At 66.8% G+C, this 12601-nt stretch carries 12 protein-coding genes; 2 read left to right on the forward strand and 10 right to left on the reverse strand.

All coding sequences use genetic code 11. The features are described from left to right. Nucleotides 1-10 precede the first annotated feature (10 nt). The 10 genes from M9952_09500 to M9952_09545 form a co-directional block, all read right to left on the reverse strand. Nucleotides 11-778, reverse strand: a complete 768-nt coding sequence (locus M9952_09500) for an SDR family oxidoreductase (protein MCO5313150.1) — start codon at nucleotides 776-778, stop codon at nucleotides 11-13. Between the two features lie 21 nt (nucleotides 779-799). Further along, on the reverse strand, nucleotides 800-1186 hold the full coding sequence (locus M9952_09505) for a carboxymuconolactone decarboxylase family protein (GenBank protein ID MCO5313151.1): 387 nt from the start codon (nucleotides 1184-1186) through the stop codon (nucleotides 800-802). After that, nucleotides 1183-2046 (reverse strand): NAD(P)-dependent oxidoreductase, encoded by an 864-nt coding sequence (locus M9952_09510; protein ID MCO5313152.1) that lies wholly within the window; start codon nucleotides 2044-2046, stop codon nucleotides 1183-1185. The genes M9952_09505 and M9952_09510 overlap by 4 nt, the downstream gene beginning before the upstream one ends. Then, nucleotides 2046-3518, reverse strand: a complete 1473-nt coding sequence (locus M9952_09515; protein ID MCO5313153.1) for an aldehyde dehydrogenase family protein — start codon at nucleotides 3516-3518, stop codon at nucleotides 2046-2048. Before M9952_09515 ends, M9952_09510 begins: the two co-directional genes overlap by 1 nt. Nucleotides 3519-3561: 43 nt before the next feature. Next, complete coding sequence (locus M9952_09520; GenBank protein ID MCO5313154.1) at nucleotides 3562-3762, reverse strand: ferredoxin; 201 nt, start codon at nucleotides 3760-3762, stop codon at nucleotides 3562-3564. Nucleotides 3763-3774: 12 nt separating this feature from the next. Next, the gene (locus M9952_09525) at nucleotides 3775-5148 is read right to left on the reverse strand and encodes a cytochrome P450 (GenBank protein ID MCO5313155.1); all 1374 of its coding nucleotides are present in this window, start codon (nucleotides 5146-5148) and stop codon (nucleotides 3775-3777) included. Nucleotides 5149-5179: 31 nt separating this feature from the next. Continuing rightward, nucleotides 5180-5989, reverse strand: coding sequence for an SDR family oxidoreductase (locus M9952_09530; GenBank protein ID MCO5313156.1), 810 nt, complete (start codon nucleotides 5987-5989; stop codon nucleotides 5180-5182). Then, nucleotides 5989-7182, reverse strand: a complete 1194-nt coding sequence (locus M9952_09535) for a cytochrome P450 (protein MCO5313157.1) — start codon at nucleotides 7180-7182, stop codon at nucleotides 5989-5991. Before M9952_09535 ends, M9952_09530 begins: the two co-directional genes overlap by 1 nt. Further along, the gene (locus tag M9952_09540) at nucleotides 7179-7757 is read right to left on the reverse strand and encodes a TetR family transcriptional regulator (protein ID MCO5313158.1); all 579 of its coding nucleotides are present in this window, start codon (nucleotides 7755-7757) and stop codon (nucleotides 7179-7181) included. The genes M9952_09535 and M9952_09540 overlap by 4 nt, the downstream gene beginning before the upstream one ends. 142 nt (nucleotides 7758-7899) lie before the next feature. After that, the gene (locus M9952_09545) at nucleotides 7900-8718 is read right to left on the reverse strand and encodes a thioesterase family protein (protein ID MCO5313159.1); all 819 of its coding nucleotides are present in this window, start codon (nucleotides 8716-8718) and stop codon (nucleotides 7900-7902) included. Nucleotides 8719-9039: 321 nt separating this feature from the next. Between M9952_09545 and M9952_09550 the strand changes: the two genes are divergently transcribed. Together M9952_09550 and M9952_09555 are read left to right on the forward strand one after the other, a co-directional pair. Continuing rightward, nucleotides 9040-12273: a DEAD/DEAH box helicase gene (locus M9952_09550; protein ID MCO5313160.1), complete on the forward strand. Its 3234-nt coding sequence runs from the start codon at nucleotides 9040-9042 to the stop codon at nucleotides 12271-12273. Beyond that, a complete protein-coding gene (locus M9952_09555) occupies nucleotides 12270-12578 on the forward strand; it encodes a hypothetical protein (GenBank protein ID MCO5313161.1) in 309 nt (102 codons plus the stop codon). The genes M9952_09550 and M9952_09555 overlap by 4 nt, the downstream gene beginning before the upstream one ends. The last annotated feature ends 23 nt before the right edge of the window (nucleotides 12579-12601 follow it).

Below are 12601 nucleotides of genomic sequence, written 5' to 3' on the forward strand. Positions count from 1 at the left end.
TCCGCCGAGATCAGATGCGCTTGGACTGACCGCCGTCTACGGCGATGATCTGGCCGGTGATCCAACTCGCCTTGTCGCTGAGGAGAAACACGAGTGCGTTCGCCATGTCGAGGGGCGTTCCCGGGCGTTTGATCATCACGTCGGTCAACAAGATGTCGAAGTTCTCCTCGCCACCGGTGAGGATCTGGGTCGCGGCGGTGTTCGTCGGGCCGGGGGCGATGGCGTTGACGCGGATGCCGAGCGATGCCATCTCCGCCGCCAGGTTGATGGTGATCGAGTTGAGCGCGGCCTTGGCGACCCCGTAGAAACCCGAGGCCATCCACGCCGCGGTCGAGGTCTGGTTGACCACTGCGGCACCTTCGTTCTTGCGCATCTCGCGCCAGCAGGCACGCGTCGCATACACGGCGCCGTTCATGTTCACGTCCATGAACTTGCGGTAGTAGTCGAGGTCGATGCGCAACAGGCCGTTGATCTCCATGCCGTGGTAGATCGCCGCATTGTTGACCAGGTGGTCGATTCGGCCGAACTCGGCCACCGCGGCCTCGGCCATGGCGACGCAGGACTCGGGGTCGGAGACATCGACCTTGACGCCGAGCGCCCGGCCGCCGTCGGCGACGATGTCGGCCGCGACCCTGTTGGCGTTCTCCTCGTTCAGATCGGCGACCACCACCGCCGCACCCTCGCGGGCGAGCGCGTGGGCGTACTCCTCGCCGATGCCTTGGCCGGCGCCGGTGACGATCGAGACCTTGCCGTCGAACTGTTTGGATTCGGATTGCATCGTGGATGTCCCCCGTTGGGATCAGGAAGCCTGTTGCTTCTTTTCGAACTGATGGATGGCCTTTTCGGCCTGGGTGTTGATTCGCCCGCCGCGGGGCCACCCGGCGTAGTGGCACGCGAGGATCACGATCTCGCGCAGCTCCTCGGTGCTGAAGTCGCCGCTGGACAGCGCCGCGGGAAACTGGATATCCAGCACATCCTCTTGGCCCGAACCGATGAGCAGGCCGATGAGCAACAGACGCCGCGCCCGATCGTCGAGGCCCGGACGATTCCAGATCTCACCGAAGAGGTGATCGACGGTGTAGGAGAAAAAGTCGCCGGTGCCGTCGGTCATCTCCCAGCCGTACACCTCCCCCATGCGCTGGAGGTTCGCGCTGCGTTCGGGGGATGGTTCTACGTGATCGGTCATTGGTTTCGTCCTGTGTTGAGCGGTGAGGAGGCCACGCCGAGAGCGAAGGCCAGTTGGTCGAGTCCGAGGCGGGCGATCGGTACGTCGACGCCGAGTTCGTCGGCGAGTTCGATCGCCTGGCTCAGGTCCTTACCTCCGAGCGACAAGACGTTCTCCATCACGCCGTACCACCAGTCGTCGGGGTCGATCTGGGCGGTGGTGTTTCGCACCTGGATCGCCCCGGGGCCGCCGGTGACCTGGTCGGAATGGCGCACGATCCGACCGAGTTCCTCGATGTCGATCCCGGCGGCCTCGGCGAGGCGGCTCGCCTCGAGCGCCGACGCGTAGCTCACGAAGTGCATCATGTTGCGCGCCAACTTGGTGCGGGTTCCCGCACCGACGGGTCCGAGATGGCTGATCATGGAACCCATCAGTTCGAGGACCGGACGGGCGACCTCGAGGGCCTCGTCGGTGCCGCCGACCATGATCGCGAGGCGGCCGTCGCCGGCGCCCATCGCCCCACCCGAGATCGGCGCGTCGACGACGTACACCCCCTTGGCAGCGGCAATTTCGGCGAGGTCTTCGGCGGTGGTGGCCCGAATCGTCGAGTGGATGACGTAGGCCTGTCCCGGCCGGGCGACCTCCAACAGTCCACCGACGACCTCGCGCACCTGAGCGTCGTCGCGCACGCAGATGCAGATGACCTCCGCCGCCTCGCCGAGCGCCGCGAGCGAGTCGGCGACGGTCGCACCGGCCTCCGCGAACGGAGCGGTGGCTTCGGCCGACAGGTCGAACACGGCGAGCCCGTCGGGGTTGGACAACAGCCGTTTGGCCATCGGTGCTCCGATGTTGCCAAGGCCGACGAATCCTGCAACCGCCATCAGATGCCTTCCGCGATCGTCTTGAGCTCGAGGTACTCCTCGAACCCGGCGACCCCCATCTCGCGGCCGATGCCGGACTGCTTGTAGCCACCGAACGGAGCGTCGGGGCTGTAATAGAGCCCACCGTTCACGCTGATGGTGCCGGTTCGGATTCGCCGTGCGACCGAGCGGGCACGTTCGATGTCGTTGGAGGTCACCGCTCCCGACAGTCCATAAAGGCTGTTGTTGGCGATGGCCACGGCGTCGTCGTCGCCGTCGTGGGCGATGACCGCCAGCACCGGTCCGAACACCTCCTCCTGGGCGATGCGCGAGTTCTGGTCGACGTTGACGAGCACGGTCGGTTCGACGAAGTATCCGCCCGCCAACTCCCCCTCGAGCACGGCCGGTTTGCCCGAGCCGAGCACCAGTTCGGCTCCGTCGTCAACCGCGGTGTTGATGTAGTCGAGGACCTTGGTTCGTTGGACCTCGCTGACGATGGGGCCCATGAAGTTTCCGGGATCGGTCGGGTCGCCCCACCCGATTCCCTGCATCATCGACACGAGCGCATCGACGAACTCGTCCTGGCGGGCACGCGGCACCAACAGCCGGGTCGTGATCGCACAGCCCTGGCCGGCGTGCGCCATGATCTGAAATCCGGCGCCCATCGCCACGGCCATCGGATCGGCGTCGTCGAGCGCGATGAACGCCGACTTGCCGCCGAGTTCGAGGAACACCTTTTTGAGGGTGGCCGAGGCGGCCGCCATGACCTTGCGTCCCGTGGCCGTGGAGCCGGTGAAGCTGACCATGTCGACGCGGGGGTCGGTGCACAACACCTCGCCGATGGCGTTTTCCTGGGAGGTGATGACGTTGAACACGCCCGCCGGCATGTCGGTGTGTTCGGCCACGAGGCGCGCCAGGTTGTTGGCCGCCCACGGGGTTGCGGGCGCAGCCTTCAAGACGACGGTGCAGCCCGCCGCGAGCGCGGGGATCACCTTGGCCAGGTTGATCTGGTGCGGGAAGTTCCATGGCGTGATCGCCGCGACGACCCCGACGGCCTCGCGGGCGATCGTTCGGTGGGTCTTGATGCCGAGGGGCACCGCCTCGCCGAGGTCGGTGTCGAACTCGTAGCCCTCCAACAGGTCGGCGTTGTAGGCGATGGAACTGACGGGGATGTCGAGCTGCGCCGCATAGGTCAGCCCGACCGGGCACCCGACCTCGGCCACCGTCATCGCCCGGATCTCCTCGGAGTTGGCGAGATACGCATCGTGAAGCTGGCGAAGACACCGCACGCGCAGTTCGGTGTTGGTCGACCAGTCGGTTTCGTCGAAGGCCCGCCGTGCCGCGGCGATGGCTCGGTCGATATCAGCAAGCGACGCGTCGGGGGCCTGGCCGATCACCTTGCCGGTGGCGGGGTTGGTGTTGTCGTAGGTCGCTGCGCCGGTGGCGTCGACGAGTTGTCCGTCGATGAGCAACTTGGGTTCGTGGAAACTCACGTGGTTCCTTTCTTGCGGAGGTGCGTTGTTGGCCGACACCGGGTCAGTCGAGGTCGACGATCGACAGGGCGTGGGTCGGGCAGTACTTCACGGCGGCCTGCACCGCGCTCCGGTGCTGTTCGCCCGGTTCGGGGATCAGGATGTGCAACTCGTGCTTACGCACCTCGAACACGTCGGGGGCTTCGCCCTCACACACGCCGTGGCACTGACACAGGTCGGTGTCCAACTCGATACGAAATGCCATGATCGGGCCCCCTCAGTCCTGGCGGCGACGGTACTTCACCGTCGTCGGCGACTTCATTTGCACCACCATCTTCGAGTGGTCGTTGACGTAGGACTCCGGCGGGGCACCCAACTCGAAATCCCAGTCCTTCAACAGCACCGACAGAATCACCTTGAGCTGCATCATCGCGAACTGTGCGCCGACGCAACGGTGGCGGCCAGCGCCGAAGGGGATCCAGTTCCAGGGGTTCTCAAGGTCCTCGGCGCGGCCGTCGAGGTAGCGACCCGGGTCGAAGCGGTCGGCGTCGGGGAAGGACTCCTCGATCCGGTTCGAAATCGCCGGAGTGGCACCGACCAGCCATCCCTCGGGAACCGTGTAGCCGGCCACCTCGAAGGGTTCCTTGGCCACGCGCAACAGCAGGATGAGTGGCGGGTGAAGGCGCAACGTCTCTTTGATCGCCGCTTCGGTGATCGGCATTTCCCGCAGCGCCTGATAGGAGGCCGAGCGGCCATCCGCGTACAACTCGTCGAGTTCGCCGCGCACCGCTGCGAGATGCTCGGGATTGCGCAGCAACTCGATGAGGGTCCAGCTCAGGGTGGTGGAGGTGGTGTGGTGGCCGGCGAACATCATCGAGATGAACATGCCGGTGATGTAGTCGGCGGAGAAAGCGAGCGAGCCGTCCTCGTTCTTGATGCTCAACAACACGTCGACCAGGTCGCGGTCGTCGCCTTCGGGCGCGGGCTCGGCCAGGCGCTTTTGCAGGATGGCATCGATCAGGGCCACGAGTTCCTCGCGGGCCGCATCTCGTCGGTGAAACGACGCGATGTCCATGTAGGGGTCGACGAACGCGAGGGCATCGGTGCCCTTTTCGAGATCGTGGAAGAGCTCCGCGAACTCAGCGGTCAGGTCCTCCCGAAACCGCGGACCGATGAGGCAGGTGGTCGAGGTGTAGATCGTGAGTTCGGCGAACCAGTCGAGCATCTCGAATTGGCCGGCCTCGCCGAAGCGTTCGCACATCCGGTCGATCTCGGCGTGGATCTTCTCCGCATGGCCGCGCATGTATTTGTCGCGCAGCGCCTGGTTGTGCATCATCTCCCGACGCCGCTCGGCCGAGGCGTCGAACACGACGCCCTCTCCGAACACCGGCTTCATGAACGGGTAGGCCTCGGCCTGATCGAGCGCCGATTCGGGTGCCCGAAAGTAGGGCTCGTTCGCCTCGGAGCCGCTCAGTAGTGCCACCGGGCGATCGACGAGCATGAAGGCGCCCACGTCGCCGTGTTCGGCGCGGACTCTGGCCATGAGGCCGATCGGGTCGTGGCGCAACTCCTCGAGATGGCCGGTGGTGTCGTCGCCGCCGGAGACGAACTCCGGGATGCGTGGCTCATTGGCGGTGTCGGTGTCGGTCATGACGGTTCCCCCTGGTCTGAGACCGTTGCGGTCAGTTCGTTTCCGATTGGTCGGAGGTGTCGCTGCGACGCGGCAGCGGCGCCTCCGGGTTGAGTTCGACGAGCGACCACAGCATTCCCCGCGGCGCCGTGGCGACGTGCACGATGGCCGCGGCTATGTCGTCGGCGTCGATGAACCCGCCGTGGCGCAACACGCCCCAGCGCTGCCATTCGCGCATCGTGTGGTCGAGAAGTTGTTGGTCCCAGCCCCAACCCATTTCGGTGAGGGTGGGTCCGGGCCGAACGATCGAGGCCCGCACGCCCGTTCCCTCGAATTCCATCTGCGCGGTGCGGGCGTAGGCCTCGAGCGCAGCCTTCGAGGAGTTGTAGGCGGCCGACATGACCCGCGGGACCGACGCGTTCATCGACGACACGTACACGATGTCGCCGCGACCTCGCTCGATCATGGCCGAGCCAATCACGGAGGTGAGGCGCTGTGGACCGAAGACGTTGACGTCGTAGTGCCTGGCGAAACGTGCGGCGTCATCGCTGTGTACGGTCGACGGCTCGTTGTCGCCGGCGTTGGACACGACGATGTCGATCTCGCCGATCGCCGCCTCGGCGGCTCTGACGCCGGCGTCGATGGAATCGAGGTCTCCGACGTCCATCGCGACGCCGACCGCCTCACCGCCGTCGGAGCGGATCGCGGCGGCGAGTTCGTCGAGACGGTCGAGGCGCCGCGCCGCGATCGCCACCGGGTGCCCGATCGCCGCAAAGGCGCGGGCGGTCGCCGCACCGATGCCGGCCGAGGCCCCCGTGACCAGGACCGGACGGCGGGTCGGGTGCGGTTCGAACCGTGCCATCAGGAGGCGGCCCGCAGCGCCAAGGTGGATGGAAGCGCCGAGAACCCGCGCACGTTGACCGAGTGCACCCGTTCGATACCCGATGGGTCCAGCTCGTAGCCGGCGACCCTGGCGACGAATTCTTCGAGCGCGACCTTGGCTTCCAGCCGGGCGAGCGAGGCGCCCATGCAGAAGTGCCGTCCGACCCCGAAGCTCAGGATCTGGCTGGTGTCGCGCCCGATGCGATACTCCTCGGGGGCATCGAACACCGTCTCGTCGTGATTGGCCGAGCCCGCCAGCAACAGCACCCGGGAACCGGCCGGGATGACACCGCCGGCGATCTCGACATCCTCGGTCGTGGTGCGTGCCAGCACCTGCGAGGAGGTGTCGTAACGCAACGTTTCCTCGATCCACTCCTCGACGCTGCGCTGCCCCGACCACACGGCGTCGCGTTGATCCGGGTTGCGCCAAGCCCAGTAGAGCGCGTTGCCCAACAGTTTGGTCGTGGTCTCGTTGCCGGCGACGACCATCAGGAACAGGAAGGCGACGATCTCGTCGTGGGCGAGCTTCTCGTCGTCGATCTCGGCGTCGATCAACGCACTCGTCAGGTCATCGGTACGCGTCTTGCGCCGCTGGGCGACCATGTCGTCGTAGTAACCGAACAGCGTCATCGCCGCCTCGATTCCGGCTGCGGGCACCCCCTCGACCCCTTCCTCGCGATGCACGAGCAGGTCGGCGAGGCGGCGGATCTCGTCGCGGTCCGCCTTCGGCACCCCCATCATCTCGCTGATGACGTCCATCGGCATGCGCCCGGCGAAGTCTTTGATGATGTCGTAGGGCTCGCCGTCGCGTGCGCCGTCGAGGTAGTCGATCGCGATCTCGCGGATCTGACCTTCCAACTCGACGACTCGCCGGGGGGTGAATCCGCGGGCGACCAGGGCGCGCATTCGCGTATGACGAGGCGGATCCATGGCCAGAAACGACATGGTCTTGTAGGCGTGGGGGCCCGTGGCCTCCTTGTCGAGGGAAACGCCGTCGGCACTTGAGAACCGTGCCGAATCACGAAAGCCCGCGCCCACGTCCTCGTGGCGCGACAGCGCGTAGAAGTTGAGGTCGTCGTTGCGATAGAGCGGCGCCTCGGAGCGAAGTCGGGCGTAGATTGGGTACGGGTTCTCGTGCGACTCGTAGTCGTACGGGCTGTAGTGAACGGTCATGTGCGTCCCCCCAAGATGAGTGTTGCGGATTCGATGAGGCGGTCGCCGAGCTCGTCGTACGACAGGTGGCCGGTGCCGGCCTGGAGCAGGGCTCCGGCGTAGAGCAGTTCGAGCGAGTGGACGACCAACAGATCGTCCGCGCCGAGCGAGTTGGTGAGTCGGATGCGGATGTTGGCGCCGATGCGGTCGCGCAGTCGTTTCACCTGCGGATCATGGGCCAGCAGTGCGGTGGTCACCGCCGCGGAGAGCTCGGGCTCGTCGGCCACCAGGTTCGACACGGACCGCAGAGCGTCGGCGACGCGTTGAGCGGCCGGGCGGTCGTCGTTGGACTGTGGGAGCGGCAACTCCTTGAGTCGACGCCAGAACACCTCCGACACGAGGTGCTCCTTGGAATCGAAGTAGGTGTAGGCCGTCGCGGCCGCCACCCCCGCCCGGGCGGCGACGTTGCGCACCGTCAGCCCGGCGAAGCCGACCGTTCGGATCTCGTCGACAGCCGCGTCGACCAGACGATTGATCGTCTCGACCTGACGGGGAGACGGGCGCTCGGAGCGTGCGGCGACTGCTGAACTGGACATGTGTCCAGGACACTACTGGACACCTGTCCAGTTTTCAACCAGCAATAGCGGTTGCGCCAAACGCATCGCGACACAGGACTCGGCGCGCTAGCGGGTCGGATGTGACCCGCTGGCGCGCCCAGTCCCCGCGAGACCGCCCGCTTCAACCCCGTGGCAACAATGCCAACTGGCGCGACTGGGCCACCAACGTGCCCGCAGCGTCCCAATACCAGCCATCGACCTCCATGAATCCGGTACTGACGAATCGGGTCCGTACCTCACAACAGAGCCAGTCGTCGACGGGCACGGCACGGATGTGGCCGGTGAGTTCCACCGTCGGCGCCCACCCCATCGGCAGGTCGAGATTGAAGATGGTCGGAGGGAAGGCGTCGATGGCCACGAGCAGTGCGTCAGTGGTCAACAGCTCGCCGTCGCCGAGACGGAACCACCCGCGATAGCGCGGCATACCGGTGCGTTCACCGAACACGAAACCGAGGTCGCGAGGGTCGATCAGGAGGTCGACCCGACGCATGAATTCGGGCGTCGTTTCCTGGGCCCCCATCTCAACGCACTCCTGTCGTGGCAACACGTCGGGTGCGGCGCCGTCGATCCAGGTCGGAAACTCGCCGCGCTCGGACAGATCGCCGTAGGTGGCGAGCGCGGTGATGACCGGCTTGGAGTCGGCGTTGAGCATCGTCGCCCGTGCCGTCGAGAAACGCTTCCCCTCCTTGACGGTTTCGACATCGATGCTGACGGGACCCGGCCGTCCCGGCGACAGGTAGTGCGCGGTGATCGTCATCGGATCCGGCCGCCCGGTGACCTCGGCGATCGATCGGCCCACGATTGCGAGCAGGTAGCCGCCGTGGGTGTTGCCGAGGATGTCCCACCCGTCGTGGATGGTGGCGCGGCAACGGGTCGAGTCGGGTTGTTCTTCGTGTGGAGTCCGCCCGAGGCGGGTCACCGCTGAAGCATCGAGGTACATCGGGCCACTCGACCACAGCCGACTCGACGCTGTCCAACGTCAGCGGTCAGCGACGACCGGCCCGCAGACGCGGGTGTGCACGACTCCGATCCCCTTGGGCTACAATTGGTCCTGCGGTTGGCGGGGCGTTCCCGCTCATCCGGCCCCTCGCCTCGGCGTCGGTTCGGGTCCTTCCGCAGGGGGTCACGTGCCAGACGGTCGACCCCACGTCTTGCGGACGACGTTTCATCGCCTTCGCGAGCAGCCATTCTCCAACACCTCACCGCCGTCGATGCTCGACGGTGATGGTTCATCGATGCATCGACGGGGCTCGCCACACCTATGGCCGACGCACACAACAGTTCCGCTGCCACAGCCGCTGCGACCGACGACCAGTTCCGCTCGGCGGTCGAGGCGCACGCGTACGGCGAAGCAACGCCGGAACAGATGGAGATCCTGCAGGCCGACGAACGCCGCTGGACCAACATGCTCATCCACCTCCTCGAGGACACCGAGAACACGATCGAGGTTCTCGAGGCATCCCAGGACGAGGACCGTTTCCAGGCACTCGCCGATTTCCAGACCGAGCACCGGCATCTGATCTCGGCCTATGCCCGCCTCACCGGAGACGTCGAGGCCCTCGACATCGATCCGAACCACGCCGGCCTCGGCCATCCGACGGCGGTGCTGTTGCAGCTCAGTTGGGAGCCCGGCAAGGTCATCGCCTGGGCCGCGGGCCCGACCGTCGGGGCCGCAGACCTCGACCGGGTCGCAGAGTTGCTGTCCCAGGCCGGTGCCTCCGCTTCGGGATGGTCGAAACACCCGTCGATCAAACTCCCCGACGGCACCAGCGCCGAGGCACTGGCCATCCCCGCCAGCGAACTCCTCGGCTGGCTCGTGAGCCTCGGCGGCGACGACGCCAGCCCACTCGTCGGGCCCTCCGGGCGATGGCTCGGCCAGGTCGCGGTGTGGGCGGTCGACCTCGCGGCGCGTGGAGCGATGGTGCCGCTGTTGCGTCAACGTCGCCGCAACAAGAAGAACCACGATCCGAACCTCAGCGCCTTTTCGGTGCGGTGGACCCCGACGCTCATCGACAACGAGCGCCTCGAGTACTTCGCCGAGACGATGCCGGGCGCGTGCACCGCGGCCTCGCCGGCCACCGACGGCCGCGAAGTCGTCAAGACCGCGCTCACCGGCATGGTCGATGCCATCTGTCGCATGGCGGCATCGATGGTGGACGTACCCGCTCCCCCGCCCCAGGTGCGCAATGCGCGAGACACTGCCGAGACCTTCCTCGCCAGCCTCGACGGCAGCCACTTCGACGCGCCGACCCACTGCGGCAACGAACTCGTGGGGCGCATCGATCGCTGGGCGCGACCGGTCGTCAACGGCAACCCCAACCGACTCATCCTGCAACTCGATCCGCCCGACACCGCCAACGCCTGGCACCTCATCGTGTTGGCCGAGGATCCCGATGGGCAGCTCGTTTCGGTCGAGGTTGCGCTCGTCAATGCCGGCGCGCGGCGTCGGGAAATCGAAGACCAACTCGTGCGGCTCGAACGGCTCCTTCCGGTGCTGTTGCGCCCGGGGTCCAACCGGCGCGGCGAGGTGTTGCTGAGCCAGGACGAGGCCTGGGAGCTGATGAGCAAGACCGGGCCCGAACTCGCCATGTCGGGCTACGACGTGCGGGTGCCGGCGCTGTCGACGAGGAAGGCGACCCCCTCGCTGCGGCTCACCTCCGAGTCCACGGGCAGCGTCGTCGGGGCACATCAACTGGCAAACGTACGGTGGTCGGCGGTTTTCGACGATGTCGAGCTCACCGCCGCCGACATCAGCCGCCTCGCCCAGGAGGCGCGGCCGCTCGTGCGATCCGGCGGCCGTTGGGTGGCGATCGACCACCAGGACCTGGCGAATGCCGCCGCAGCCCTCGCCGAACGCTCCACGACCACTCAACTCACCGGCGCCGAAATGCTGCGCCAGGCGCTCGGCTTGGACGGAGGCGGGCTGTCGGGCGGGATCAGCCTTGCCGGCTCCGGCTGGGCGAACGACCTGCTTGCGGCGGCGGGGGCGGTGTCGGCCGCAGATGTCGAGACCCCACCCGAGTTCGACGGCGACCTGCGGTCCTATCAAAAGGAGGCGCTCGGATGGCTCGGCTTCCTCGACGAAGCCGGCCTTGGCGGCTGCCTTGCGCTCGACATGGGGCTGGGTAAGACCCCGACGATGCTCGCGCACCTTGCGCAGACCAGCGAGGGGGGCCCAGCGCTCGTCATCGCACCGCCGGCGGTGATCGGCAACTGGGCATCGGAGGCGCACAAGTTCACCCCGAAGCTCAAGATCATGGTCCATCACGGCCCGAGCCGTGCCGAGGGCCGCCAGATCGCGCAGATCGCCGCGCTCAACGACGTCATCATCACGACCTACGGCACGGCCGTGCGCGACATTGCCGATCTCGAGGACATCGAGTGGGCCCGAGTGGTGCTCGACGAGGCACAGGCGATCAAGAACCCTGCGAACGACACCTCACGGCAGCTTCGACGGCTCAACGCCCGCTGCAAGGTGGCCCTCACGGGCACTCCCATCGAGAACGGCCTCGGCGACCTGTGGTCGATTCTCGATTTCACCAACCCCGGCCTCGTCGGGGCACGGTCGCAGTTCATCGCATCGCTTCAGGCCACCAACGGTGCCGGGGCCGAAGGAGCCGAGAGCGCACTGCGCACGCTCAACGGCATCCTGGTGTTCCGCCGCACCAAGTCGGAACCGGCGATCGCTGCGGAACTGCCCGATCGCGTCGACACCCTCGATCACTGCTCGATGACCCCCGAACAGATCGGGTTGTATCAGGCGGTGCTCGACCGGCTCGTGACCCACAGCTCCGACGACGCCGAACCGCGCAAGGGTGAGGTGCTCGCGGCGATCACCGCGCTCAAACAGATCTGCAACCACCCCGCCGCCTACCAGGACGACGGCCGCCCACTCGCGGGCCGATCCGGCAAGCTCGCCCGCCTCGAGGAGATCGTCCACTCGGTGTTCGCCGTCGGCGAGAAGGTGTTGATCTTCACGCACTTCGCCGAGTGGGGTGGCCGCATGGCACAGCACCTGACGTCGATCACCGGCAAGAAGGTGAACTGCTATCACGGCGGACTGAGCCGCACGGTGCGCGACGAGATGATCCGCGAGTTCCAGCAGTCCGATGGGCCCGGCGCGCTCGTGCTGTCGCTGAAAGCCGGTGGAACCGGCCTGAACCTGACCGCCGCGAGCCACGTCGTGTTGTATGACCGTTGGTGGAACCCGGCGGTCGAGGATCAGGCCCGAGATCGCGCCTGGAGAATCGGCCAAACCAAGACGGTCATCTGCCACCGGCTCGTGTGCCCGGGCACGGTCGACGAGAAGGTCGAGGAGGTCGTGGCCGACAAGCGTCGCATCGCCGATCTCGTCTTGCCCAAGTCGTCGTCGCTGTCCGACCTCGACGCCGATCAGTTGCGTCAGGCCCTGGGGCTCAACGCCGATGCCATCCTCACCGAGGAGTCCGAGTTGGCCGAAGAGAACGAGTTGCTCACCGGAGGTGCCCTCGCATGAGCCGATCCCGTCGATCCAACAAGCAACGATCCCAGGGCACCCAGCGCTACGCGGCTCAAGGCGCCGCTCGCGGCGCGAGGGCTCAGGCGCCGACCCGCGACTTCTGGGGGAGTTTCGACGACCTACCCGAGGGCGACGAACGAGTGCACCCGGCCGCCGACCCCGCCGCCGTCGTGTTGTCGCTGGGCAGTCCGCCGCTCGTCGGCCACGAGCAACTCGCCGAGCACTACTTCCGCGCCATCTACGAACGCGCGGGCGGCTTGGCCTACGCGGTCGCCGCCGGCAACGCGATGATCGCCGAGTAGCGCCCCTGCCCCGCCCGTTCTGC

This window comes from Microthrixaceae bacterium, assembly GCA_023957975.1.
Taxonomy (GTDB): domain Bacteria; phylum Actinomycetota; class Acidimicrobiia; order Acidimicrobiales; family Microtrichaceae; genus JAMLGM01.

Coding starts and splice junctions, on each gene's coding strand:
- M9952_09500 (MCO5313150.1), bottom strand. CDS start 778: ATGCAATCCGAATCCAAACAGTTCGACGGCAAGGTCTCGATCGTCACC.
- M9952_09505 (MCO5313151.1), bottom strand. CDS start 1,186: ATGACCGATCACGTAGAACCATCCCCCGAACGCAGCGCGAACCTCCAG.
- M9952_09510 (MCO5313152.1), bottom strand. CDS start 2,046: ATGGCGGTTGCAGGATTCGTCGGCCTTGGCAACATCGGAGCACCGATG.
- M9952_09520 (MCO5313154.1), bottom strand. CDS start 3,762: ATGGCATTTCGTATCGAGTTGGACACCGACCTGTGTCAGTGCCACGGC.
- M9952_09525 (MCO5313155.1), bottom strand. CDS start 5,148: ATGACCGACACCGACACCGCCAATGAGCCACGCATCCCGGAGTTCGTC.
- M9952_09530 (MCO5313156.1), bottom strand. CDS start 5,989: ATGGCACGGTTCGAACCGCACCCGACCCGCCGTCCGGTCCTGGTCACG.
- M9952_09535 (MCO5313157.1), bottom strand. CDS start 7,182: ATGACCGTTCACTACAGCCCGTACGACTACGAGTCGCACGAGAACCCG.
- M9952_09540 (MCO5313158.1), bottom strand. CDS start 7,757: ATGTCCAGTTCAGCAGTCGCCGCACGCTCCGAGCGCCCGTCTCCCCGT.
- M9952_09545 (MCO5313159.1), bottom strand. CDS start 8,718: ATGTACCTCGATGCTTCAGCGGTGACCCGCCTCGGGCGGACTCCACAC.
- M9952_09550 (MCO5313160.1), top strand. CDS start 9,040: ATGGCCGACGCACACAACAGTTCCGCTGCCACAGCCGCTGCGACCGAC.
- M9952_09555 (MCO5313161.1), top strand. CDS start 12,270: ATGAGCCGATCCCGTCGATCCAACAAGCAACGATCCCAGGGCACCCAG.